Origin of the sequence: Mesorhizobium sp. L-8-3, assembly GCF_016756615.1 — a bacterium.
Lineage (GTDB): Bacteria > Pseudomonadota > Alphaproteobacteria > Rhizobiales > Rhizobiaceae.
Genome location: NZ_AP023262.1, coordinates 4,054,190 through 4,079,933, shown reverse-complemented (window position 1 = coordinate 4,079,933; position 25,744 = coordinate 4,054,190). Strand labels below are relative to the sequence as shown.

21 protein-coding genes and 1 pseudogene are annotated in these 25,744 nt (G+C 63.2%); 12 read left to right on the top strand and 10 right to left on the bottom strand.

The window, feature by feature from the left end; translation table 11 throughout:
- Positions 1-20 precede the first annotated feature (20 nt).
- The 3 genes from JN302_RS18870 to JN302_RS18860 all read left to right on the top strand — a co-directional run bounded on the left by JN302_RS18870 (position 21) and on the right by JN302_RS18860 (position 1,484).
- A complete protein-coding gene (locus tag JN302_RS18870) occupies positions 21-362 on the top strand; it encodes a type II toxin-antitoxin system TacA family antitoxin (RefSeq protein WP_202334053.1) in 342 nt (113 codons plus the stop codon).
- The gene (locus tag JN302_RS18865; protein ID WP_202334052.1) at positions 350-907 is read left to right on the top strand and encodes a GNAT family N-acetyltransferase; all 558 of its coding nucleotides are present in this window, start codon (positions 350-352) and stop codon (positions 905-907) included. Before JN302_RS18870 ends, JN302_RS18865 begins: the two co-directional genes overlap by 13 nt.
- Before the next feature lie 106 nt (positions 908-1,013).
- A complete protein-coding gene (locus JN302_RS18860) occupies positions 1,014-1,484 on the top strand; it encodes a nucleoside deaminase (RefSeq protein ID WP_202314130.1) in 471 nt (156 codons plus the stop codon).
- 20 nt (positions 1,485-1,504) lie between these two features.
- Here JN302_RS18860 and JN302_RS18855 read toward each other — a convergent pair whose 3' ends face one another.
- The 5 genes from JN302_RS18855 to JN302_RS18835 all read right to left on the bottom strand — a co-directional run bounded on the left by JN302_RS18855 (position 1,505) and on the right by JN302_RS18835 (position 9,641).
- Complete coding sequence (locus JN302_RS18855) at positions 1,505-2,713, bottom strand: ISAzo13 family transposase (protein ID WP_202329080.1); 1,209 nt, start codon at positions 2,711-2,713, stop codon at positions 1,505-1,507.
- Positions 2,714-2,940: 227 nt separating this feature from the next.
- A complete protein-coding gene (gene preA / locus JN302_RS18850) occupies positions 2,941-4,254 on the bottom strand; it encodes an NAD-dependent dihydropyrimidine dehydrogenase subunit PreA (RefSeq protein ID WP_202314128.1) in 1,314 nt (437 codons plus the stop codon).
- 2 nt (positions 4,255-4,256) lie between these two features.
- The gene (locus JN302_RS18845; protein WP_202334051.1) at positions 4,257-5,621 is read right to left on the bottom strand and encodes an NAD(P)-dependent oxidoreductase; all 1,365 of its coding nucleotides are present in this window, start codon (positions 5,619-5,621) and stop codon (positions 4,257-4,259) included.
- A 510-nt stretch (positions 5,622-6,131) separates the two neighbouring features.
- A complete protein-coding gene (locus JN302_RS18840; protein ID WP_446720761.1) occupies positions 6,132-7,724 on the bottom strand; it encodes an arylsulfatase in 1,593 nt (530 codons plus the stop codon).
- Positions 7,725-8,108: 384 nt separating this feature from the next.
- Positions 8,109-9,641 (bottom strand): trimethylamine methyltransferase family protein, encoded by a 1,533-nt coding sequence (locus tag JN302_RS18835; protein ID WP_202334049.1) that lies wholly within the window; start codon positions 9,639-9,641, stop codon positions 8,109-8,111.
- Between the two features lie 560 nt (positions 9,642-10,201).
- Here JN302_RS18835 and JN302_RS18830 point away from each other — a divergent pair.
- The 3 genes from JN302_RS18830 (at position 10,202) to JN302_RS18820 (ending at position 12,932) form a co-directional block, all read left to right on the top strand.
- Positions 10,202-10,642, top strand: coding sequence for a hypothetical protein (locus JN302_RS18830; RefSeq protein WP_202334048.1), 441 nt, complete (start codon positions 10,202-10,204; stop codon positions 10,640-10,642).
- A gap of 3 nt (positions 10,643-10,645) precedes the next feature.
- Entirely contained in the window at positions 10,646-11,875 is a 1,230-nt protein-coding gene (locus JN302_RS18825) for an HlyD family secretion protein (RefSeq protein ID WP_202334047.1), read from the top strand.
- A 469-nt stretch (positions 11,876-12,344) separates the two neighbouring features.
- Entirely contained in the window at positions 12,345-12,932 is a 588-nt protein-coding gene (locus tag JN302_RS18820; protein ID WP_202314121.1) for a transglycosylase SLT domain-containing protein, read from the top strand.
- A 77-nt stretch (positions 12,933-13,009) separates the two neighbouring features.
- On the opposite strand, the gene JN302_RS18815 is transcribed toward JN302_RS18820, so the two are convergent.
- From JN302_RS18815 to JN302_RS18795, 5 genes are all read right to left on the bottom strand, one after another.
- Positions 13,010-14,272, bottom strand: coding sequence for an alpha/beta hydrolase (locus JN302_RS18815; protein ID WP_202334341.1), 1,263 nt, complete (start codon positions 14,270-14,272; stop codon positions 13,010-13,012).
- A 249-nt stretch (positions 14,273-14,521) separates the two neighbouring features.
- Positions 14,522-15,292, bottom strand: coding sequence for a hypothetical protein (locus JN302_RS18810; protein WP_202334046.1), 771 nt, complete (start codon positions 15,290-15,292; stop codon positions 14,522-14,524).
- Positions 15,293-15,771: 479 nt separating this feature from the next.
- On the bottom strand, positions 15,772-16,443 hold the full coding sequence (locus JN302_RS18805) for a hypothetical protein (RefSeq protein ID WP_446720735.1): 672 nt from the start codon (positions 16,441-16,443) through the stop codon (positions 15,772-15,774).
- A 134-nt stretch (positions 16,444-16,577) separates the two neighbouring features.
- On the bottom strand, positions 16,578-18,011 hold the full coding sequence (locus JN302_RS18800) for a DUF1254 domain-containing protein (protein WP_202314119.1): 1,434 nt from the start codon (positions 18,009-18,011) through the stop codon (positions 16,578-16,580).
- A 285-nt stretch (positions 18,012-18,296) separates the two neighbouring features.
- On the bottom strand, positions 18,297-18,674 hold the full coding sequence (locus JN302_RS18795; RefSeq protein WP_342215978.1) for a hypothetical protein: 378 nt from the start codon (positions 18,672-18,674) through the stop codon (positions 18,297-18,299).
- Here JN302_RS18795 and JN302_RS18790 point away from each other — a divergent pair.
- From JN302_RS18790 to JN302_RS18770, 6 genes and pseudogenes are all read left to right on the top strand, one after another.
- On the top strand, positions 18,663-20,459 hold the full coding sequence (locus JN302_RS18790; RefSeq protein ID WP_244846507.1) for a hypothetical protein: 1,797 nt from the start codon (positions 18,663-18,665) through the stop codon (positions 20,457-20,459). The genes JN302_RS18795 and JN302_RS18790 overlap by 12 nt on opposite strands.
- 96 nt (positions 20,460-20,555) lie before the next feature.
- Complete coding sequence (locus JN302_RS18785; RefSeq protein ID WP_202334045.1) at positions 20,556-21,077, top strand: hypothetical protein; 522 nt, start codon at positions 20,556-20,558, stop codon at positions 21,075-21,077.
- A gap of 45 nt (positions 21,078-21,122) precedes the next feature.
- A complete protein-coding gene (locus JN302_RS18780; protein WP_446720760.1) occupies positions 21,123-21,896 on the top strand; it encodes a transporter in 774 nt (257 codons plus the stop codon).
- A gap of 61 nt (positions 21,897-21,957) precedes the next feature.
- Positions 21,958-22,173, top strand: a pseudogene (locus JN302_RS39185) (DUF1214 domain-containing protein); the annotation flags it as partial.
- Between the two features lie 83 nt (positions 22,174-22,256).
- Entirely contained in the window at positions 22,257-24,476 is a 2,220-nt protein-coding gene (locus JN302_RS18775; protein WP_202334338.1) for a DUF3604 domain-containing protein, read from the top strand.
- A 70-nt stretch (positions 24,477-24,546) separates the two neighbouring features.
- Positions 24,547-25,743 carry a hypothetical protein gene (locus JN302_RS18770; protein ID WP_202334043.1) on the top strand — a complete coding sequence of 399 codons (1,197 nt, stop codon included), beginning with the start codon at positions 24,547-24,549 and terminating at the stop codon, positions 25,741-25,743.
- Position 25,744: the final 1 nt, after the last annotated feature.

Here is a 25,744-nt window from a genome sequence, read left to right as displayed (position 1 = left end):
GTCTGATCATATTGCAGCGCATGTCAAAAGTTCGCGCATCAACCTCGCAAAGGCATGGAACTGCGACCATTGCGGTTGCGGAGCGGACATCGGCTGCCGACACGAAAGGCAGCATCAACCTTCGGATCGAGGCTGCCACCCGCCAACTCATCGACGATGCGGCGGCGGTGCTGGGCAAGACGCGCACCGAATTCATGATCGAAAGCGCCCGGCGGCAGGCTATCGACGTGCTGCTCGACCAGCGACTGTTCATGTTGGACTCTGATCGCTACGACGCTTTCATGCACGCCCTCGACAATCCCCCGGCACCGGGACCGAAACTACAGTCGCTGCTGCGCCGGGTGCCGGCATGGCAGAAATAGCGTCGGAACGCCTCGAAGCTCGTCTTTCGCCTCCCGTTCCTCTTACCGACGGCCACGATCTTTCGAGTTTCGATTGCGGCGAACCGGCACTGAACGAGTGGCTGCGTCTCCGGGCCTCGAAGAATGAAAGCCGGTTCTCGCGCACCTATGTCGTTTGCGAAAGCAATCGGGTTGTCGCCTGTTTCTGCATGTCGGCCGCGGCCGTGGAGCGCGCGGCGGCACCAGGCAAGGTGAGGCACAACGCGCCGGATACGATGCCTGTCTCGGTGATCGGGCGATTGGCTGTGGGCCGCAGCCATGCGGGCAAGGGCCTCGGCGCGGACCTGCTTTCCGACGCGCTGCGCCGGATCGCGCTGGCGTCGCAGATCATTGGTATCAGAGCGGTTCTGGTCCATGCCAAGGACGATGCGGCGAAGCGCTTCTATCTACGCTGCGCGGAGTTCATCGAATATCCCGAAGACAGTCGCACACTGTTCCTGCCTATCGAAACGGTGGTTGCGGCCTTCGGCCAGGCTCAGGACTCATTGATTGGAGCCGGAAGATGACCGTTGCGGCGATGCAGATCGCCGATCTTCAATCTGATTTGCAGCCCCTTGGAAATCCCTCCGATTCAAGACAAGATCATCCCGTTCCAGCTTTGGGGAGACTCCGATGGAAGGCCACGAGCCGTTCTTACGCGAGGCGATCGCGCTCTCGAAATCCGCAATGGAACGCGGTGACGAACCGTTTGGCTCGGTGCTGGTGAAGGACGGCGAAGTGATCCTGCGCGCCGAAAACAGCGTCTTCACCGGCCACGATATGACGAACCACGCCGAGATGAACCTGATCAAACTGGCAGCGCAGCACTACGACCCTGCTTTTCTCGCTGACTGCACGCTCTACACAAGCACGGAGCCGTGCGCGATGTGCTCCGGGGCGATTTACTGGTCGGGCATCGGGCGTATGGTGTTTGCGTGCTCCGAAGCGCGGCTTGGCGAGATCGCCGGGATCGGGTTGAACGTGCCGAGCCGGGCGGTGTTGCAAACCGGCGCGCGCATCGTCACTGTGGTTGGCCCGAACCTCGAAGACGAAGCGGCCGAAGTACATCAGGAATTCTGGCCGAAGCATCTGGGCAAGGCTTAGGACAGCTGCAACGATAACCGCTACGCTATGGCCGACCGCCGCGGTTTGATTGTGTAATTCCATTCTGGATGGAACTGGTCGCCGGTGATATCGAGGGTCGCCATCTCGGCAGCCGAGACCTTCACGCCCTTCTCATAGGTGGTGGCGTCGAGCGCGCACTCGACCTTGAGCCCGGTCTTGGTCGTGGTCGCGCCGATCAACTCGACCACGGCGAGGCGATCCGTCAACGGACGGCCGCGCCAATTCTGGGTGATGTGGCAGAACAGTCGGTGCTCGATCTTGTTCCACTTCGACGTGCCCGGCGGATAGTGATGGACGTGGACGACAAGCCCGGTCTCGTCGGCGAGCTTCTGCAGTTCCACCTTCCACAGCCGCACGCGCGCCCCGTTGGAGCCGCCGCAGTCGGCGGTGATCGTCAGCGCGCCGGCCGAGGGATAGCGCTGGCGGCCCATGCGCTCGAGCCACGTGCGGATCGAGTGGACCGCGAACTCGGCGGTGTCGGCGGTGATGCCGACGCTGACCCAGCCCTCGTTGGCGGCCACGTCGTAGACGCCGTAGGGGACGACCTTGCCAAGCGTCTTGTCGACGAAGTCGTGCACCTTGACGCGCTGCGGGTCGCCCTTCGGGCGATAGTCGCTGCCGCCATTCTTGAAGGCGCCGACGAGCTCTTTCTTCTTTGTATCGACGGAGATGACGGGCTCACCGGCCGCCTGCGCGGCGACCACCTTGGCGTTGATGTGCGCGAACTGGGCATCGCGGTCGGGATGGTGCGCGCCTTCATCCGTCTTGCGGTTAAGCTGGCGCGAGAAGCCGAGCTTGACAAGCAGCTTGCGCACGCTGTTGGGGCTGATCGCATGGCCCATGTCGCCAAGCGCGCGCGCCAGCTTGTCCAGGCTCTTCGACACCCACAACAGAGGCCGCTCCGGATCACCCAAGGTCGCCGGCTCAACGAGGCGCTCAAGGTCGGCAAGCAGCGTCGGATCGCGCGCCGTCAACGGCCGCGGGCCGCCGCCTTCCCGGCGCACCCGACCGCGCGGCGGCGCCGCGTCGAGGTCTTTCAGCCCGCGCCCGATCGTCGAGCGGGCCAGCCCTGTGATCTCCGAGACCGCCGCCAGCCCACCCCGGCCCGCAGCGCGCGCCTCGCTGGCGGCGAACACGCGCCGGCCGCGCTCGTCGCGCTTCGAGCCGTCCGCCTCCCACCGCTGCTGGATCCCGCGCCGGTCGATCATGTCGCTACCGCTAGCGCGCCTCGCTCCGGCAGGGAATCCCTGCCGGGTGAGTCACACCGCTGCAGGTCGAGACAACCGACCGATTCAATTATCGTTGCAGCTGTCCTTAGCCCGGAGTCGAGAGACGCCATGGGTGAAGCCGAGCGATTGGCATAGAGGCGTGGAGATTGTCTCCATGCCCCTATTTCACGTCAACACGCTCGGCCCCAGGCTGGCACCTTGCTTCCCTACTCGGCCGCCACCTTCGCCATCGGGTTGTTGGGGTGCGTGGTCCAGTTGGCGTAGACCGACGAGACCTGCTGGCCCGTGCGCTTGTCGAGCGCGCCGGCAGCGAGCGGCTCCATGGTGATGCAGCCTTCCACCGGGCAGACATTGACGCAGAGATTGCAGCCGACGCACTCTTCCTCGATCACCTCGAAATGGCGCTGGCCATTGACGAGGCTGGTGATCGCCTGGTGGGACGTGTCCTCGCAGGCGATGTGGCAGCGGCCGCATTTGATGCAGGCGTCCTGGTCGATGCGCGCCTTGGCGACATAGTTGAGGTTGAGATACTGCCAGTCGGATACGTTGGGCGTTGCGCGGCCGACGACGTCGTCGAGCGAGGCATGGCCCTTGGCGTCCATCCAGTTCTTCAGCCCCTCGATCATCTCCTCGACGATCTTGAAGCCGTAGGTCATGGCCGCGGTGCAGACCTGCACATTGCCGGCGCCGAGCGCCAGGAACTCGGCCGCGTCGCGCCATGTGGTGACGCCGCCGATGCCCGAGATCGGCAGGCCGCGGGTTTCGGGATCGCGCGCGATCTCGGCGACCATGTTGAGCGCGATCGGCTTCACGGCCGGTCCGCAATAGCCGCCATGGCTGCCCTTGCCGTCGATCGACGGCTCCGGCGAGAAGGTGTCGAGATCGACCGCGGTGATGGAGTTGATCGTGTTGATCAGCGACACCGCGTCGGTGCCGCCGGCCTTTGCGGCCCGTGCCGGACGCCGGATATCGGTGATGTTCGGCGTCAGCTTGGTGATGACGGGCATGCGGGTGTTGGCCTTGCACCAGCGCACCACCATCTCGATATATTCCGGCACCTGGCCGACCGCCGAGCCCATGCCGCGCTCCGACATGCCGTGCGGACAGCCGAAATTGAGCTCGATTCCGTCGGCTTCGGTCTCTTCTACGACCGGCAGGATCGCCTTCCAGCTTTCCTCCACGCAGGGCACCATGAGCGAGACGACGAGCGCGCGGTCCGGCCAGTCCTTCTTGACCTGCTTGATCTCGCGCAGATTGGTCTGCAACTCGCGGTCGGTGATGAGCTCTATGTTGTTGAGGCCGAGCAGGCGGCGGTCGGCGCCCCAGATCGCGCCGTAGCGCGGACCGTTGACGTTGACGACAGGCGGCCCCTCCTCGCCAAGTGTCTTCCAGACCACGCCGCCCCAGCCCGCCTTGAAGGCGCGCACGACGTTGTAGGCCTTGTCGGTGGGCGGCGCAGACGCCAGCCAGAAGGGGTTCGGAGACTTGATGCCGACGAAGTTGTTGCGGATATCAGCCATGATCATGCCCTCCCGTTCGCGGTGAGCGCGCGGTGGATGGATTCGGCCGCGTCGCGTCCCTGCGCGACCGCCGAGACGGTCAGGTCGTCGCCGCCGACGATGCAGTCGCCGCCGGCCCAGACCTTGGCCAGCGAGGTGCGCCCCTCCTCGTCGACCTTGATGCGGCCGCCTTCGAGCCCGATGCTGGCGCCGCTGCCGTTCAGCGCCGCCGGCTCGAAGCTCTGGCCGATCGCCTTGAACACCTGATCGGCCAGCAGCGTGACCGTCTCGCCGGTGCCGCCGAGCTTGCCGTCCTTCAGGGCAGTATATTCGAGCTCGATTGCCGCGACCTTGCCGCCTTCCGAAACCACCCGCTTCGGCTGCAGCCAGTGCCGGATGGCGACGCCATTGGCAGCCGCCAGATCCTGCTCGAACTCCGAGGCGTTCATATGCTCCTTGCCGCGCCGGTAGCAGATCGTCACCTCCTCGGCGCCGAGCAGCTTGGACTGCACGGCCGCATCAATCGCGGTCATGCCGCCGCCGATCACCACCACGCGGCGGCCGACCGGCAGGCTGCCGAGATCTACGGCTTGGCGCAGCTCGGCGATGAACTCGACGGCATTCTCGACGCCTTCGGCATCCTCGCCCTCTGCGCGCAGCGCGTTGACCCCTGCGAGGCCGATCCCAAGGAACACCGCGTCGAAAGCGGCCGTCAGCTCGGAAAGGTGGATGTCGCGGCCGAGCGCCCTGCCATGCTCGATCTCGATGCCGCCGATCGCCGTGACATAGTCGACCTCGGCCTGCGCAAAGTCGTCGGTGCTCTTGTAGGCGGCGATGCCGTATTCGTTGAGGCCGCCGGATTTTGGCCGCGACTCGAAGATGGTGACCTCGTGCCCGTAGCGCGCCAGGCGGTGCGCGGCGGCGAGGCCCGCCGGCCCGGCGCCGACAATTGCGACCTTGCGTCCGGTCGCCGCGGCCCGTTCGTAGAACTGCTTGTGCTGCCGCATCGCCGTATCGGTGGCGTAGCGCTGCAGGCGGCCGATCTGCACCGGCTTGCCCTCCGCCGTCTCGCGAACGCAGACTTCCTCGCACAAGGTCTCGGTCGGGCAGACGCGGGCGCACATGCCGCCGAGAATGTTCTGGTCGAAGATGGTCTTGGCCGAGCCGATCGGGTTGCCGGTCGCGATCTGCCGGATGAACATCGGGATATCGATCGATGTCGGGCAGGCCTGCATGCAGGGCGCATCGTAGCAGAAATAGCAGCGATCCGCCTCGACCAGCGCCTCGTGAGCGTCGAGCGGCGGGTGCAGGTCGGAGAAGTTGTCGGCGTACTGGGCCGGCGCCAGCCGTCCCGCCGCGATGCCGTGTTTGAAGAGTCCTTCCGCCATTATCGGTATTCCCCATTTATCGGTTTTGACGTGAGGTTAGCACGTTCTGTTTTTTTATCAATCGGTCAAATTTCTTCGGAGCGAGATAAGTGACGGAAAATACTTGATTATTCAGATCATGTTTTGCCCGCGAGGTGGCATCGGAAGGTGGAGACCTATCGGGGATCCTGCGACGGCATGGCCGATTTCCGGCGCGATTTCAGCGGATTATCGGCAAACTCCGAATCGTCTCGACAGCATTTGACAGCAGCTCGTGGAAGCGATTGGCGGCGCCTCGCCGGGCAGTTCGCCCCACTGGCACTGCCCCGTACGACGAGGCCGACGCCGGCGAATCCTGACACGGACTGGTTGGAAACACATGGCGCACGATCGGGAAGACCCAGCCGCTGCCGGATGGGTCTTTTGCCTGACGCGGAATTCAGTTCATCGCCGCAAGGGAAATGTCGATATCAGGCGTGACGAAGCGGTCACCCCGCGACAAGAATGCGCACAGCGACATTGCCAGGCAGTCTATCGCGGCGCGAGCCTCTCAAGGTCACTGAGCCGCTTGAGCGCGGCCTGCTGCTGCAGCCAGCCGTAATTTATGCCGCCTGCGTTCAGAGAGCTTCCCGTCTGGAACGGATACTGATCGAAGTCCTGGAAGAACTCCTTGATCTTGCCTTGTATGGGCACCAGCAGCCATATGTTCCGAGCCAGGAAGTCGAGGGCGCCGCCGCCCTCTTCGAGACCACGCTCGTAGGGGTCCATCCGCAGGTTGGTGATCAATGCCCAGCTCGGCACCTCGCGCGTCGCCGTCGCGATATTGCCATGGCTCGCGGTCGCAAAGCTCAGCTTCCAATCGTTCCAGCGTATCGCGTTCAGATTGCCGCCCTGATCGAAATAGTAGACCGCATCGCGCGGAGGCTGCTCGGCCTCTCCCTTCAGGAGCCCGGTGAGATCGAAGCCGTCGAGATGCACCTTGAAGTTCTTTGTCCCCGCCTGGAAACCCTGCTTCATCTGCTCCTTGATGTCGGGAATGCCGGCTGCCGCCGCGAGCGTCGGCATCCAGTCCATGAGTGTCACGGGTTCGTTGATCTGCGTGCCCGGTTTCACCACGCCCGGCCAGCGCACCATCATGGGAACACGCATGCCGCCTTCCCATGTCGTTCCCTTTTCGCTGCGGAACGGGGTCATTGCACCGTCGGGCCAGAGCGCGATCTCGGCCCCGTTGTCCGTCGTGTAGATCACGATCGTATCGTCGGCGATGCCGAGATCATCGAGTTTCTTCAGGAGTTGCCCCACATGCCCATCGTGTTCGGCCATGCCGTCGGCGTGGATGCCCATGCCCGTCTTGCCCATTGAATCCGGCTTCAGATGGGTGAACACGTGCATGCGGGTTGAATTGAACCAGACGAAAAAGGGCTTCTCGGCCTGGTGCTGGCGATCGATGAAATCCACGGCAGCGGCCAGGAACTCCTCGTCGACCGTCTCCATGCGTTTCGTGTTGAGCGGTCCAGTATCCTCGATCTGGCCGTCCGCACTGGATTTGATGACACCGCGCGGGCCATATCTCTCGCGGAACTTTGGATCCTTGGGGTAGAAATAGCCTTCCGGCTCCTCCTCCGCGTTGAGGTGATAAAGGTTTCCGAAGAACTCGTCGAAGCCGTGATTGGTCGGCAGGTGTTCGTCGCGATCGCCCAGGTGGTTCTTGCCGAATTGTCCGGTTGCGTATCCCATGGTCTTCAGGACGTCGGCGATGGTGGGCATCCAGTCCTGAATGCCGTGCGGATCGCCGGGCATACCGATCGTGAGCAGTCCGGTACGGAAAGGCTCCTGTCCCAGGATGAAGGAAGCCCGCCCGGCAGTGCAGCTTTGCTGTCCGTAGGAATCGGTGAAGATCGCACCTTCGGCAGCGATGCGATCGATATTGGGCGTGCGGTAGCCCATCAAACCCATGGTGTACGCGCTGATCTGCGGAATGCCTATGTCGTCGCCGAAGATCACCAGGATGTTGGGCATCTTGCCGCTGGGGGCGGCAGCCTGCTGCTGGGCACGCGCCCTGTCGACCGCCGTGGTCGACGCCACAAGCGAGGCCGCCGCGAGCGCGGTGCCCCCGAGCAACATGCTCCGGCGGTTCAGTTCGAGCTGAGCCGTCTCCTGCTCGCCGGCGGGAATTTCGGGATGACTAAGCTGGTTCATCGCTTGCTCCTTCAGGTGCGCATGTTTGCTGGTCATCGTGTCCGCACGTCGAAGAACTCGCGCGGCAATTGAGGAAGTCTGCGCGTCGATTGTCATGATTTGGGACGGCCCTATCAAGTTGGCCCAAGGGTCAACATGAAGCGAATGACGAAGCCCCGTCCGAACCTGGACGAGCAGCAGCGTGCTTCAGCCGCAGCGGGCTCTTCTTGCAATAGCCGGCGCCCGCCTCAGCCCCAGTTCTTTCAGCCGTTCGGCGGCAAAGCGGACCATCTCTCGCCATAGAATGGCTCGATGGGACACGATCGGCCGTCACGGCTCCCCTGCCCCGATCTCATCCCTGCGGCGCGCGACATAGGCTTCGAGCGCCTCGCGGATGGCGGGGTCCATCGGCGGCTGCCGGTATTCTTCGAGCGCCTTCTTCCAGAGGCCGGTGGCGCGAGCCGTGGCATCGAGCGCGCCCGCCTCGGTCCAGGCTTCGTGGTTCTGCCAGTTGGAAAGCAGCGGGCGGTAGAAGGCGTCGGCGTAACGGGATAGCGTATGCGCGTCGCCGAAGAAGTGCCCGCCCGGCGGCACGCGGGCGAGCGCATCGAGCGCCAGTTCGTTTTCGTCGACCGCGATCGGTTGGAGAAATTCCATCATGTGCTGGATCATCTCCACGTCGATGACGAGCTTCTCGAAGGAGGCCGTCAGCCCGCCCTCCTGCCAGCCGGCGGCGTGATAGACGATATTGCCGTGGCCGAGGACGGCTCCCCACAACGCCATCATCGTCTCGTAAGCGCCCTGTGCGTCGGCTGCGTTGGAAGCCGAGCCCGGCGTCGTGCGATAGGGCAGCCGGTAGCGGCGCGCGAGCTGGCCGGATGCGACGTTGGCCTTGGCGTTCTCCGGCGTGCCGAAAGCCGGCGCGCCGGAGCGCATGTCGACATTGGACGTGAAGGCGCCGTAGATGACAGGAGCGCCGCGGCGGACAAGCTGGGTGAGCACGATGCCGAACAACGCCTCGGCATTCTGCTGGGTGAGCGCGCCGGCGAGCGTCACCGGGCTCATCGCCCCCATCAGCGTGAAGGGCGTCACGCAGACCGGCTGGCCGGCCTCGCTCATCGCCATCAAGCCGTCGAGCATCGCCTCGTCGAAGCGGCGCGGCGAATTGACCGAGATGATGGTGGCCACCGCCGGATCATCGCGCAAAGCCTCCGGTTCGAGCCCGCGGGCGATCGCCGCCATATGGATGCCGTCGCGGGCCCTGCCCGCGCCGATCGCCGAGACGTGGAACGCCTTGTCGGTGAGCGTCAGGTTGGAAAGATAGGTGTCGAGATGGCGCGTATTGGCCGGCAGTTCGACCGGCGCGCAGACCTGGTTGCCGAGCATGGTGATGCAGTTGAAATGCTGGGCGAGCCGGACGAGGTCGTCATAGTCGCGCTTGTTGCCGGAGCGGCGGCCGCGCTCGCGGTCGTGCACATTGGGCGGACCGGCGACCAGCGTGAAATTGACGACGTCGCCGCCGACATGGACGGCATGCGCCGGATTGCGCGGGGTGAGCGTGAAGCTTTGCGGCGCCGACGCCAGCGCCTCGGCGGCAAGACCCCGATCGAGCCGCACCACCCGGGACGACCGGTCGACATCGGCCCCTGCCTTGGCCAGGAGGTCGAGCGCCGATGCGTTCATCACCTCGATGCCGAGATCCTCCAGCATATGAAGCGATGCGTGATGGATGGCCTCGACCTGGTCGTCGGAGAGGAGCTCCATCGGCGGGTAGGGATTGCGCACAATCCGCGGCGGCAGCTGCGGGATCGTTTCCCCCGCCCTCCTTTGCATACGCTCGGCACTGCGTCTGCTGCGGTCCATGCCGGCATCGAAGCACCGCAGTCGTCCGTGCGTTGTCGGAATTTCGTCACCACAAGCGCTTTATTTCAGCTCAAACGCCAGACGGACATGGAATGATCCCGATCGCCAGCCCGATGCATGACGCGCAAGGGTACCGACTTGCCGCCGCCAAGGGTTTTCGAGCAGCCCTGCCGGCATGGTCGCTGCGCCAATGCAGGCTTCTTCGCCATCGGAGAATCCGTACAGCCCCCAATCCTCGGGAAGCAGGACTCCGCTGTGGGACAAGTCGGGCCTTCCCTTGACAACGTCCCCACCACCGCACCAACCTGACAAAGTTGAAGTTGGGAGTTTCCGAGTGGCGCGCAAGCTGAAATCGCCGATGCCTGGGAGGCTGCCCCGAAAAAAACTGACGCTTCCGACCTCCTGGCCAGCAGCCGGAGATGGCGAGACCGCAAGTCCAGCCACCGTCGCCGCGCCATCGTCGGCCGAGGCCAGGGGCTCGTCATGACAATCAGACGTATGCGCGGCGGGCTGCGGGGTAACCTGCCACCGCGGTTCTCCGACCGGAAGGATGCCGCCTGATGGAACACGAAGCAGCGATCAACCCCGCGGCGCCCCACCACCTGCCGTTCTTCATCGCGGCACCCGGGCAGGCCGACGTGCTTTTCGTGGCGACGGGCATCGCGGTGCTGCTCGCCGTGGTCGGTATCGGCATCTTCTACTTCAAGCTCCATGCGCTTCCCGAGCAGATGGCGCATCGCGGCCAGAAGGTGCAGTTCGAGATCGTCGCGGTGCTGGCGCTCATCGCGCTCTTCACCCACAACCATGCGTTCTGGATCGCCGCGCTGCTGCTCGCCCTCGTCCCGCTGCCTGATTTCTCGACCCCGCTGAACTCGATGGCCAGGTCACTGGGGCGGATGGCCGGACGCAACCAGCCGGACGCGCCGGCGCAAGACGACGAACCCGCCGTTCCGCCGGCCTCGGCAGCCGAGCCACTGCCGCGCGAGCAGAAGAGGGCCTGAGCCATGCTGGAACTGTTCCTCTGTTCGATACTGACGATCCTGCCGGACTTCCTCTACCGCCGTTTCGTGCAGGGCAAGCGGATCGGCCGCGAGATCACCTTGTTCTCCGTCTGGTATGAGCTGCGCTGGGGGATCACCCTGTGCCTGATCCTGACCGTCAGCCTGATCACCACGATCTTCTATTTCCACCCTTCCACCAAGGCCGCCACCTCCGTGTTCCGCACCGTCACCATCCTGCCGGAGACCAATGGCCGCGTGGCGGAGACCTTCGTCGAGATCAATCAGAAGGTGGCAAAGGACCAGCCCCTCTTCCGACTGGACAGCACCGCGCAGGCGGCGGCCGTCGAGACCGCCAAGCGCCGGATCGCCGAGATCGACGCCACCATGGTCGTCGCCCGGTCGCAGCTCAAGGAAGCGGACGGCCGGATCGCCCAGGCGCGCGGGGTTCTGCGGCAGGCGCAGGACGAGTACGATACCCGCGCCGACCTGTTCCGGCGCAATCCCAACGCCATCCCCGAGCGCGAAGTCGAGCAGGCGCTGGTCAGGGTCGACACCCAGCAGGGCGTGGTGGACGCGGCAATGGCTTCCCGCGAGGCCATCGTGTCGCAGATCGACTTCCAGCTCCCCGCCCAGAAGGCCAGCGCCGAGGCCGCGCTGCACCAGGCGCGGGTCGACCTCGAAAAGACCCTCGTCGTCGCCGGCACCGACGGCATTGTCCAGCAGTTCGCGCTCAGGCCGGGCGATGTCGTCAACCCGATGCTCCGGCCCGCCGGCATCCTGGTGCCCGAGCGCAAGGTCACCGGCCTCATCGCCGGTTTCGGGCAGATCGAGGCGCAGGTGATAAGGCCCGGGATGGTCGGCGAGGTCGCCTGCATCGCCAAGCCCTGGACCATTGTCCCGATGGTGGTGACGGAGGTTCAGCACGTCATCGCCAGCGGCCAGATCCGTCCGACCGACCAGCTCGTCGACGTCGGGCAAATGGCGCGCCCCGGAACGATCACCGTCATCATGCAGCCGCTCTTTGCGGGCCAGCTCGACGATCTGCCCCAGGGCAGCAGCTGCATCGCCAACGCCTATACCAGCAACCACGACGCGCTGCAGGACCCCGACATCGGCGCCTTCCGCGCCTTCGTGCTCCACGCGATCGACGCCACCGGCGTGGTGCATGCGATGATCCTGCGGATGCAGGCGCTGCTTCTGCCGATCCAGACTCTGGTCCTGGGCGGGCACTGATCGCAGCAACAGGGGCATCCTGTCGGAACGGACGCGCATCGGCTGGCAAAGAAGCGATTGCGCTGCACGCTCATTCGCCGGGACGGGCTCGCGTCGAAATCACCATCCGCGCGAATGCGCCCGTGCAGGGCGCACGCACAAAAGGCCCACCCCTTTCAGGATGGGCCTGTTGCCTGAGGCGGAACTCAATACATGGCCGCGTTGCCACTCTCGCCGACAGGGATGAACAGAGCGTTACCGCACGGGGCCGAATTGGAAGGAAACGGCAATTTTCGCCAACGTCCAGGCGAGACGGGGCAGTTGATGGAGGGCGAGGCCCGGCTGGACACCCAGGCCGCCCGGATGTCACCTGCCGCCCCTTCCGCTTCCACCGTCCTTCCACCCCTCCCACCGCGGCGGGAGGCGTGGGGCCGAATCGTTAACGGATGTCTAAAGACTCCCTTTAAGTTTTTCGCCTAGACCTCGCCCAATGCGTGGGGCGAGTTTTAGTAAAATTGTACCGGTCATATCACTGCTTGCGCTGTCGGCCTGCGCAACGCCGCCGCGCCACATCAACGACATCTGCGCCGTTTTCGACCAGCGCGACGGCTGGTTCGACAACTGGCAGCGGGCGGCCAAGCGCGCCGAACGCAAATATGGCATCCCCACCCATGTGCTGATGGCGACGGTGCGCAAGGAATCGGGCTTCAAGGCCAACGCCCGGCCGCCACGCACGAAGCTCTTCGGCTTTATTCCCTGGAAACGCCAGTCGAGCGCCTACGGCTACTCGCAGGCCCTGAACGGCACCTGGGCGCAGTACAAGCGCGAGACAGGCAGTTTCGCCGCGCGCCGCAACGACTTTGGCGACGCCGTGGATTTCGTCGGCTGGTACCATTCCAAGACCGTCGACGCCTACGGCGTATCGCGCAACGACACCTATCGGCTCTATCTCGCCTACTATTCCGGATGGGGCGCCTACAAGCGCGGCAAATGGGACGCCGGCGTGCAGCGCTACGCACGCGACACCGAAAAAATGGCGCAGCGCTACGCCACACAACTGCGCCGCTGCGGCTCCTGAAGAAGTTTGGCCGGAACGGAACCGGCGGAGCGAAGCTGGAGGTCAGCCGCGTGGGCGGCCTTACGGCTGCTGCCTGATCACTTGCCTGCTTCGGTGCCTGGCGACGCGAGGCTCTCCCCCGTCGCAGGTCCGACCAGCGCCTCGACGTGACGGGCGTAGTTTTGCCTGGTGTTCTGATCGACGATTGCCGCCGGAGCGGCGACAACCAGGCCCGCGGCGGTTCCGACCGTATGTGCAGCCCCCGCGGTCGCAGACACGATCGTGTCCCCGAGCCCCAGCCGATTGTCGGTCAATGTCTGGCCGGTCGAGAGGCGGGTACCGATCAGTTGGACGATCTCGGGCGACTCCGCGAACTTGCTGTGATGCAGATCGTCGCCCGCCTTGATTTTTGTGAGGTCCAGGACCGTAATGTCGTTCGCTGCGAGTTCTTCCCTGTACGGCGGCTGTTCCGGATCGACAGCTCCCAACCTGGAGACATTGCCCCAGACGCGCCGGGAAACGGCCAATGCGCGATCGTCACGCGACACAAAGAGCGTGAAATGAGGTCGCCGCTCGCCCATGTCGGCAATCTGTGAACGAAAGACGTCGACGTCCACGTCAGGCGCCGCCAGCATGACATTCTTGAATTTGGCCGGCAGCCCGTCGTTGCGGATGGCCATCTGGCGCAAGGATTCGAGCGCAAGCCAGTTGCCCATGGAATGGGCGAGGATCGAGACCTCTTTTACCTCCGAATCGCGTGCCAGATACTGGAACAGCTGCTCGACCGCATTGCGGGTGTAGTTCGTGCTTTCGCGGTCATAGCCGTAGGCGAGCAGGCTGCCGCGCGATGGCCATGTCGCGAGCACGGGGACGGTGCGCGCATTCGAATCGTGAACGATCTGAGCGAAGCGAAAGACGGCATCCTCGAACTGGTTGTTGAATCCATGGATGAAGACGAGAACGCTGCGATCCGGGCTCTTGTGCACGGCGGCGTTCAGCCACTTCTCGGCCGTCTCCCGATTGATCTGCTCGGCTTTGACCGCCGCAAAATCCGTCGCCGGGTTCGGCGGAAGCCGGCGCGGCCAGGCGACCTCACCGACCTTGCGAACGCTGCTGGGAGGAATCGATACGGTGATCTCGGCAAAGGCCGGTTCGAGCGCACGCTCGCCGCTGAACATTTCGCCGGGGTTTTCGGAACGATCGCGCATGGTCGTGACAAGCATCTCGACCTGGCTGGCCGACGGCGAAGCCGCCACGGGTTGCAGCACGCCTGTCGGGCGGCTGGCGCACGCCGCCAGCAGGGCAGTGGACAAGGCTGCAATCGCCAGCGCGCCGAACACGCCTCGCCGAAAATGACCCATTGTCGGGCGGACGGCTGAATTGCACTCCATATGGACACACGCCCTTTCCCGAAATACGCGCACGTCCCCCTGTACACGGAACGGTCGTAGGAACGCCAATGCCCCGATTCTGAATTTCGCGATACCGACCTCGGAGCGAATTTCAGAACAAAAGGGGCATCGGCAAACTATCGATTCCAAGTGTCAGTTTGATTTCGAAGTTCGCCTCCGAGCTCGATATCAAATCATGCGAACTTCGAAATCACGACACTAGAAGTTGATCGTCAGTCCTGCGATCGGGCCCTGCTCCACCGCGTCGAACAGGAAGTCGTCGCTGCTGTAGTTCACGCCCAGCGCACGGTAGCCGAGGGTCGCGGAGAACCGTTCGTTGATGTTGTAGCCCAAGACCGCCGCGACATCCCAGTCGAGGTTCGCCCCACCGGCGCCGACCAGCCCCCAGCCCGTGGCATAGAATTTGGGGGTGAAGGCGTATTTGCCTCTGATACCGACGAGGCCGTCGACCCAGGTCGCCCCGTCGCTGCGCATCACCCCGTCGAGGAAGGCGCCGCTGAAGGAGATATCGGTGTCGACCGACCAGACCCGCATGCCGGCGACGACGTCCAGCCGGCCCGCCGGACCTTCCAATACGGAATAGCCCGCGCCGGCCAGCCCCGCGAAAGTCGAGGCCTCCACATTGACGCTGGTCGCCAGGATGCCGCGCGGCGTCGCACGGCCGGAGGAAAGCTGCGTGTAGATCAGATCGCCGAACAGGCTGAATCGCCCCTTGCGTGCCTCACCCATCAGCATCGCGGCAAAATCAAGATTGTCGAGGATGTCGCTGAAGCTCGCGTTCATGTCGACGACAGGCAGACCGAACTGGGAGGTCTCGCCGGAGAGACCCGCCGCCCAGAAATAGGGCGTGACCGAAAATGTCCATCCGCTCTCGGCAGCGGGCGGCGTTTCGGGGGTCAAATCAGCGCCAGCCGCCGGGATCGCCCAGAGAAAACCACAGACAAGGAAGGCCTTTTTCAGACTCTTCATAACAATTCCTTCTCAAGAAAATCATGAATCACGTCATCATTAGATCTAATACATAACTATCGCAATTTCATCACAAACTCCGTCAATCCCTGCCAACAGCATGATGGTCATATTCGTTGAGCGCAATCCTGACTTCGCGTCCGAGCGTGATAAGCGCGACCGATAGCAGAAGAAGGGAAAGCGTGAACAGCCCGAAACGAAACTCGCGACCACACCAAGTAGGAAGAACGGGGCGATCGCGTATGAGATCACCTGAGAAATCTGGTCGGGGGACGGAGCACTGAACCGGTCATTCAGCACGGCGGGTGACTACTTCCGTTGCAAAAGGGCCTAGAGCATTTCCGCTTTTCTCCGAATCGCGGAAATGCTCTATCTTCTTGTTTCTACGCAATTCCGGACGCAAGACTGCTTCACACTTTTGCTGGAATTGCTCTAGCTTTTTCCGCCTTGCGCACCGCACTATCCCCTGAACCTGGGCCTCAGTAGCAGGGCGGATACGGGTAGAAGCCGCACGCGGGCCGCACGTAGGGATGATAGTACGGGTGATAGTAGTAGGGAGCCGCCACCGCAGCGGCGCCGGCAGCCGCACCGGCGTACCAGGCTCCGCGATATGCCGCCCGTCGTGCCGCTCCGGCGAAGGAAAGCGGTGTGAAGGGCATGCCGATGATGTCGATGAACGTCGAGGCAGGACCATCGCCGCCGTCAAGGCTCCCCTCCAGAACGTCGACGTCGAAAGTCAGCGTCTCGCCCTCCAGTTTCGGTGTCTTGAGCGTGACGACGGCGTCCAGGACGGAACTGCCGTCCTTGCTGAGAACCGACACGGTCGCGTTCGGAGGGTCCTTGGCAAAGCTGTCGCTGCCGACAGCCCACTCCTCGAGGAGATGGGCCGTAAGCACATGGCCCGCGGCGCGCACCGGACGGTCGGCGAACATGATGGAATTCGGCGACACGCCCGACAGAACGAGCTTGCCGCCGGCAAGACTCGCTCCCTTGGAGTTGAGCACGATCAGGGCCGGCTCGATCTTGGGTTTCGCGGCGCCGATCGATTTCGTCGCAGGGGCAGAAATAGCGTCCTGCGCGAGTGCGGTGCCGCCCGATAACGCGATTCCGGCAACCGCCGTCACCGCGAGCATCATGGTTCTGATTGCCATGGGTCTGTTCTCCTTCAATTGAATGGGCGGCACTTCTTCACTCCTCTGACGAGAGCGCCACGCGTCGATCAGGCGCGTGGCACCCTCTGATCTCGGCATCAGCAAGGTGCCGCAAAAGCAAGCCTATGCCGGGATCAGTCGGCTACCTCCACCGGCGGGATCGTCCAGGTTCCGTCGATGATCGATGGATCGTTCTCGTTCGGCCAGTACAATCTCATCATGAGGAAGAACTTGCCCGCCGGCGCGGGCAGCCAGTTCGCTTCCTTGTCGGCGCCCGGAGACACGTTCTGCAGATAGAGATCCAGCGATCCGTCGGCGTTGTATTTCAGATCCTGACGAGGGCTGATCGAGTAGCGGTTGATGGGGTTCGCAACGAAGAAGAAGTTTTCGTCATACATGGTGATGGACCAGAAGCCCGAGACCGGCGGCGTCTGGCCTTTCGGGAAATGGATGACGTAGTTCCTCCGGCCGTCATAGGAGCGGCGATGGGCATCCTTCTCCGACGTCGGATAGACCGCATCCTGAGGGCGGTTGGCGCCGAGCCCGATGGCAGTTATCAGAGCCCGCATGAGATAGTCGGTTCCGTACAGCCCTGTCTTCGTCGTGAAGGCCCAGCCGTTGATATCCTTCACCTGGCTGTTGATCTTGAACTGCAGCATGATCCGGTCGAAGCCGATCGTCGGCACACGTTTGTGGAAGTCGGCCCTCAGCTTGCTGGCGTCGAAATCCTGGCCCGCGACAAGCCCGATCCGCGCGAAGCGCTCCAGCGCGGGTGCGTCCGCGTCGGACGGCGGATTTGCCTTCATCAGTTCGGCAAGGAGCGTGAAATATTCGACCGCGTCCATCCGATTGACCTGGTCGCGCACGGCGGTCTTCATGTCGATCGACGGATCGACCTTGCCGGGCGGAGGCGTGTAGTCCTTGCCGTAGGCACTGAGCGGCACCAGCTTGAACTCGTCCTGAAGGGCATGCACCGCCGCGTAATCTTCGGGCGTACCCGTGCAGTAGATGCGGCCCAGCAACCAGACAATGTTGGTCGGAGATTCGTATCGGGTCACGCCTTCAGGGAGCGTTCCGGTCCAGCCGGGGCCCGTGATGGCATAGGTCTGGGCGCCGGTTCCCGTCGTGCGCTTGCCCGGCACCTGGAAGACATTCGTCCATCCATCGAGCATCGGCAGAAGGAAATACCGCCCTTTCATATCAGGCACGCTGAGCACATAGGGCTCCTTGCCGACATCGAAAAAGGCGGTCGTGTAGAGCGTGTCGGCATTCGGCGCCGTCACGTCCCTGAACGAAGCGTCGGGATATTGGCGCAACTTGATGATATGCCCCATCGGGGCGCGGGTACCGACAGCCTCGGCGACATTCGTCATGACGCGGCGGGTCATCTCCATCGTCACCAGCGGATAGCCATAGATATATGCGTCGGTGGCTATCCAGAATTCTTCCAGGTCCTCGCCGATATGCAGGGCTCCATCGCCCAAGTCCGCACGCGCAAGGGAAATCGACGACGCGCTGGCAAGCAAGCTCAGGCCAGCAAAAGTCAGAGTTCGACGGGTAATGTTCATCTTTGATCTCCGGGAGGGAAACACCGGTTGCACCCTGCTGTGCCGGGGACCACCTGAGGAGGTATCTTACCGTACGTTACATGAAATAAGCGTGCCCAGGATAGCCCCGGCATGACCCGCAAAAGCCCGCCCCCAGGGCGATCATCCGCCTGCAAGGGCAGCAGGTTTCGGCCAAGCTGCCGGTCGCAGCCAAGGCTTGCAGCAGGCAGCCGGAGCAGGAGCCGCATCACGGACCTGGAACCTCCCCGAGGTCCAGGAACCGGCAAGACCGAGAGGTGATCGGCATCATCGAGGGGGAATGATATGTGATCGGGTGACCGCCTGCTGCTCCTGCAGAGCAGCATCGACCTCGCGCGCCAACCGCTCCACCAGGTCCTGCCACTCGGCCTTCCTCGCAGCACGGATCGGCAACGGCAGTTGGTCGGCCCTGGAAAGCGCGGCTTCCGCTTCCGCCAGTTCCTCGCACATGTCCCGGAAATTCTGATCCGCCACGATCATCCGGCGGATGGTCAGCTCAAGTTCAGGAAACCGGCGAAGTGCCGCCGACAAGGCTGCCCGACTGCTTTCCGGTACAATCTTCATCTCGCGATCCGTTGATTGACCATTAAAATCGCGGACACTTGCAGGGGCCAGCAACGATATGTAATTTACATGGACGATCATGTAACTTATGAAGAAATGCGGATTCGATCCGCGAGCATGGCAGACGGGGGAAGTCTTGTGATCCGCGCGGAAACTACCCCCGGAGGAGAAAGCGATGTATCGGTCGAGAACTGTCGCGAGCAACTCGAACGTATCCTGAACAGCGCAGAGTTTGACGCGACCGATCGCGAGCGTCGGTTTCTCACCTATGTCGTCGATGAAACCCTGGCGGGACGCAGCAGCCGCATCAAGGCCTATTCGATTGCAGTCGAAGTGTTTGGCCGCGACGCTTCCTTCGACCCGCAGGCGGACCCGATCGTCCGTGTCGAAGCCGGCCACCTCCGCAGGGCGATCGAACGATATTATCTGACCGCGGGGCAGGCTGATCCCATACTCATCACCATTCCGAAGGGCGGCTACGTCCCGAATTTCTCGCTGCGTTCGATTCCCGATCCCGTCGCCGAAGAGCCCGCCGCGACGCCCGCTCGCGCACAGATGGAGCGGCGGTGGCGAAGCCATCCGTCGATTGCACTGGCCGCAGCGATATTCGTCGCGGCCGCGATCGTGCTGGCCTGGTTGGGCTATTCGTCCCGGCCCGGTCCAAGCAAGCCGGAAGTCCCGCGGTTGCTTGTAGAGTGGTTCGACGATCTGACGGGGACGGATGAATCCGCCGCCCTTGCCCGCGGGCTCACGCAAGAGGTCATCAGCCACCTCTCCAAGTTCAAGGACATCGTCGTTGTCCAGTCGCCGGCCTCGGCGACGCTGCCGCAGGTACGATATGTGCTTGCGGGAAGCGTGGACCTGTCTGCCGATAGGTTCCGTTTTCGGGTCCGCATGCTCAACAGAGCGGACGGCTCCGTGCTTTGGGCGCAAAGCTACGACGGAGCGACAACGGTACCCGGTCTTCTGAAAGCCCAGGCCGACGTCGCCCAGAACGTGGCAACGAGCCTGGCGCAGTCCTATGGCGTCATCTTTCAGGCGGACGCCCGGCTCGTCGTCCCCAACCCTCCTGACAATTGGGCCGCATATTCCTGCACGCTTTCCTACTATGCCTACCGGGCCAACTTCGATCCGGCGGCTCGTTCATCGGTGCGCTCCTGTCTCGAGAAGGCAGTCGAGCGCTTTCCCAACTACGCGACGGGCTGGGCGCTTCTATCGCAGACATACATCGACGATGTCCGGTTCCGTTATCCGTTCGATCCCGCCTGGTCGCCGGCGTCACTGGATCGGGCGCTTGCCGCCGCCCGGCGGGCCGTGGAGCTGGAACCGCTCAGTATCCGGGGTCTGCAGGCGCAGATGTTCGCACTCTATTTCAGAAGGGAGTTCGATGCGGCGCGCCGCATAGGCAGCCGCGCTATGGCGATCAACCCGAACGACACCGAACTCATGGGCGAGTACGGTTATCGGCTGGCATTGTCTGGAAACTGGAACGAAGGGTGCGCACTGGTCGCAGAGGCGCGTGAGCGCAATCCAGGGCCTCTTTCGTATTATGAGGTTGGACTGGCCCTTTGCTCGTATTTCAGCGGCGACCACCAGCAGGCCGCAGTGTGGATCAGGAAAGCAGACGTTTCAGGCAACGCACTCTATCACGCGATTGCAGCTGCGATATTTGCGGAAGGAGGTCTTAAGGCCGACGCCGAACGCGAACGGGCCTGGCTCGTTGAGCATGAGCCCGATCTGGTGAGGAATCTCGCCGAAGAGACTTCGTTACGGTTTGCCCGGTCTGAAGATGTCGAGATGTTTCTCGGATCTCTGAAGAAGGCAGGGCTGGAATTCCCCGGCGTAGTCTCCGCAATCGCACATTGATACAGCGCCGATTGGCTCTGTGGGATACAGTTATTTACCTTCACAACAGAGGGGACGACGGGTCATCTGAACCACAACCAGCAATCGGAGAGAGAGATGACGACCAGACGACACCTCCTGCTGGCGGCCATGGCCGCCACCGCGGCGGCAACGGTCAGGCCGAGCCAGGCCGAGGCGGCCGATGACATGGCCGACTTCCTGTTCGTCCAGACGGCGGACGCAATGACATTCGACAAGGCGTCGAGCAAGCTGACGCTGAAGGATGTGGGCGCGACGACGCTGTTCTTCTCCGATCGCCCTGACCGCATTGCCGGAAACATGGATACGGCGGCGTTCATCCCGTTCTGGAGCACGGGCAAGGACAGCTTCCTTTCCGACCCGCCGAATGCCGACCTGTCGATCCTCGAAGGCAGCGAACTCACACAGGTCGTCGTCGTACTCGAGAACCCGGAGTTGAGCGGCAACGATCTGACCTACACGGTAAAGGTTGTCGGCGGCGAGATGCCCGAGACGGGCTCCGAGGTATCCGTCTTCATCGACATCATCGGCATGCCACGGACACCGCTGTCTTATGCCGGCGTGGCACGGCGCGGCTACCGCCGGGCGTTCCTGTACTAGGAGAAAACGAAGGAGCCTCAATCCGTGCGAGTGCCAAGCCTCCTCATTCCCGCCCTGCTTGTTTGCACCACCGCTTCGGCGCAAGACGATGCTCAGGACCTTGCCAAGAAACTGTCCAACCCGGTCGCCTCGCTGATCAGTGTACCGTTCCAGTTCAACTACGACAGTGGCTACGGGCCGAACGACGGCGACAAAGCCTACGTCAATGTGCAGCCTGTCGTCCCGATCACGCTCAATGACGAGTGGAACCTTATTTCCCGGACCATCCTGCCGATCGCCTGGCAGAATGACATAGCAGGACCGTCCGGCGACCAATTCGGGCTCGGCGACACCACCCAGAGCCTGTTCTTGTCGCCTGCCAAACCGACCGAGTACGGAATCATCTGGGGTGCCGGTCCGGTCATCCTGTTGCCTACCGCAACCGACGATCTGCTCGGAGGTGGAAAATGGGGCGCGGGGCCGACGGCGGTCGTCCTTACCCAGCGTGGGCCATGGACCGTTGGCGCGCTCGCAAACCACATCTGGTCATTCGCCGGCGACGACGATCGCAGCGCTATCAACTCCACCTTCCTGCAGCCCTTCGTCGCATACACGACCAAGGACGCCTGGACTTTCACGCTCAACACCGAGAGCACCTACGACTGGGAAATGGACCAGTGGTCTATTCCGATCAACTTCCAGGTGGCGAAGCTTATCAAGATCGAGAAGCAGCCAGTCAGCCTGTTCGCCGGCCTTCGCTACTGGGCCGAGAGCCCCGAAAGCGGGCCTGACGGCATCGGTGTGCGGGCAGGCGTCACGCTGCTGTTCCCGAAGAGATGAGGCGAGAGGAACAGGCCATGAAGCCAATCCACTGCCTTCTCGCCACGTTGATGACGATGCTAGCCAGAGTTATCCGTCACCCGCCGCCGAGTCCGATGCCGATGGTTCGACCACGGTCTGGTTCGCGCCTGAGCAGCCATGGGGCGTCCCGCGCGGCAACTGGATCCAGACCGACCCGAAGTAGGGCTGGTTCACGATCCTGCAACTCTACAGCCCGCTCGAGCCCTTCTTCGCCAAGGAATGGCGGCCGAGCGAGATTGAACTGGTCAGGCGGTAACAAGATCCGCCAGCTTGGACTTGCGATCGATGAGAACACCAAAGGAGGTACCAACCATGCATAGGTTGCGCGGAAAAACTGCGTTGCTTGCTTCCGTTGCCACCCTGCTTGTTCTGGGCTCCGCCCACGCCCAGGAAAGGCAGGCATATTTTGGCGAGACCCATGTCCATACGAGCTGGTCGTTCGACGCCTATATCTTCGGCAATACGCTCACCGGTCCGGCGGACGCTTTAGCCTACGCCAAGGGGCAGCCGATCAAGCATCCGCTCGGCTACGACATCAAGATCGAGACGCCGCTGGACTGGATGGGTGTGACCGACCATTCCGAATATGTCGGTACGGTGCGCCTCGCCAACGAGCCGGGCTCCGCAATCGCCAAGCTGCCGATCGCCCAGAAGCTCATCGTCCGCAAGCCCGAGGACGTCCAGCGCATCTATCTCTGGCTCGGCTCGACCATCACCGAGAACAAACCGATCAAGGAATTGATCTCTCCAGAGGTGGCCGGAACCGTCTGGAAGGAGAACGTCGCCATAGCGGACAAGGCCAACGAGCCGGGCAAGTTCACGGCGTTCTGTTCGTACGAATGGACCTCGACGCCGAACAACCGGAACATGCACCGGAATATCTTCTTCCGCGACTGCGCCAAGGTCCCGGAATTGCCCTACAGCTCCATCGATTCCGACAAACCATCGGATCTGTGGGCCTGGATGGACCAGCAACGCGAAGCCGGCAACGAGCTGCTTGCCATCTCGCACAATGCCAATCTGTCGGACGGACACATGTTCCCGACCGATATCGACGAGAAGGGGCGTCCGATCGACGCGGCTTGGGCGGCGTCGCGCGACCGCAACGAACGACTGACGGAAGTCAAGCAGATCAAGGGTGCCTCCGAAACGCACCCGACGCTTTCACCGAACGACGAATTCGCCAATTTCGAGATCCTCACCTACCTGCTTGGCGATCCGGCCGGGCGGTTCCCGCATGTCGCGGGCAGCTATGTCAGGCAGGCGCTGAAGGACGGCCTGTCGATGGCCGAGGCGCGTGGCTACAACCCCTACAAGATGGGCTTCGTCGGCGGTTCCGACTCTCACAACACAGGCGTTCCGTATCGGCAGACGAACTTCTTCGGCGGCCACGGCAAGGCCGACGGCGATGTGAAGCAACGGATGTCGGGCTTTGTTTTCGCCGGGCTCGACGTTCGGCTCGAAAACCCGGCTGGCCTGACCGGAGTGTGGGCCGAAGAGAATACCCGCGAGTCGCTGTTCGACGCGATGCAGCGCAAGGAAACCTTCGCCACCAGCGGTCCACACATCAAGTTGCGCTTCTTCGGCGGCCCGGACTGGGCCAACGTTGCCAACGAAGCGGATTGGGTCAAGACGGCCTATGCCGGAGGCGTGCCGATGGGCAGCGACCTTCCGCCGCTGCCCGGCGGTCGGGCTCCGTCCTTCATCGTCTGGGCTGTCAAGGACCCGACCTCGGGCAATCTCGACCGCATCCAGATCGTGAAGGGCTGGACGAAGCACGGCCAGAGCTTCGAAAAGGTCTTCGATGTCGCCTGGGCGGGCAATCGCACGCCCGACCCCTTCAGCGGGCAGGTCCCGCCGATCGGATCGACCGTCAACCTGGTCAACGCGACCTATACCAACACGATCGGGGCGGTTGAACTCAAAGGCGTCTGGACCGATCCCGAGTTCGATCCGAGCCTGGACGCATTCTACTATGTCAGGGCCCTCGAAATCCCGACCCCGCGCTGGACGACCATCCAGGCCGCGGAGTTGGGCATCGCGCCGCCCGACAATGTGGCGGCGACGATCCAGGAGCGGGCATGGAGTTCGCCGATCTGGTACGCGCCGACCAGGGAAATACGCGAGGCGGCAGCCAAGGGCATCACTGTGGCCGACCTCAAGCAGCAGGGTGCCACCGCTCTCGATGATGCGGCCTTGAAAGACCTTATCGTCGGCAAGACCACCTGGGTAAAAAACACCCCGACAGGCGAGGTCTTCAGCATCTCCTGGACCACGTCGGGCCAACGGCTCATCAACAATGTGGGCGGATCGCTGCCTCTGCCGAGCGAAGTCGGCGACGTGATGCATGGTGGCCTGCTGGGCAGCGGGACCGCTTACGAGATCAAGGACGGCGCCATCGTGACCACCCTCGACAACACGCCGTACGAGGTGACGGTCTACAAGCACGGCGACAAATACGTTGCCGCTCGCAGCAACGAGTTCGGCTTTGCCAACTACGAGGTGGTGGCGATGCCGCAGGTTCTCGACCCGCTGGATCAGCAGAAGTCGCCGTTCTGAGGCACCACGAAAGCCGGCCGCCGGAAGAAACTATCCGGCGGCCGGGCTGGTTCCTGATGGAGGGAGACCAATGTCGGCGAGATTGCCGTTCTGGGCAGCGTGGTCGCGGCTGATGGTTGGCATTGCGTTGCTGCTTGCTCTTGGCAGCCAGGCCCATGCCTGTCGCGTGTGCCTATCGGGCATCACGATCACGCTGGGACAGAGGCTGGACTCGGCCGCGGACGCCGTGCTCGCCGTTCCGCTGGCCAATGAAGGGCAGTTCCGTGTCGTCGAGGTGATCAAGGGACATGCGACAACGGACGAGACGATAGCGCAGCCCGGCCTGTCGGCTACGAAGGCCGAGCCGACGATGTCCCTGGACGGACCGGTGCTTCGCCAGGAGCCCTCATCGGTATCCAGCGGGAAACCGTTGCTGCTCGTCCGGGACAAACTGTCTGAAGAATGGGCCAGCATCGGTGCGATCGACGCTGACCATGCTGATTGGCTCCGACAGTTTGTCGCCACCAACCGCGGTGGGAAGAGCCGCCCGACGAAAAACTGGCAGCAAATTGCATCCATGGGGTCGTATCTCACGGATGCCGAATGGGATGAGCGCCTCGCCGTCGTCGCGCCCCATCTCGAAGATACCGATCCGCTGGCGGCCGAGATCGCATATGGCGAACTCTCGAGGGCCCCCTATGCTGCCATCCGGACGCTCGAGCCTCGGCTCGACGCCACGAAAATAGCAACGTGGATCGTGGATCCCCGACTGGCTTCCAGGCTTCCGGCATACACGCTGCTGATCGGCATTGCCGGTGGCCCCGATGACGCCAACGCACTCGAGCAGCGCATCGCCACGGCTCGGAGTGCGCGGGATGCTACGAACCTCGCTGCCATGTTGGCGGCGGATCTCGAATTGCGCGGGCCGAGCCGGATCGAATGGCTCGAGCAGACATATTTTGCCGACCGCGCGCGAACACTGCCGGAGATCGAGGCCGCCCTGCTGGCGCTCAGCGTCCATGGGCAAGCGGACGCTTCCGTGCCGCGGGGAAGGGTCGTGGAGGCTTATCGCCAGTTCATTCGGGTGCGAAGACCAATGGCAGGCTTTGTGGCCATGGAACTGGCCGACTGGGAGGCATGGGAGGCTACCGCCGACTATGTCGATATTATCCGCTCCAAGGCGGTGAAAGACCCGGCAGGAGAGTTCGCTATCCTCCACTATCTCCGTCAAAGCCCGGCAACGACGGCGGAAGCCGCGTCGCTGCCGTCCACCAGTCAACCGGAATAGG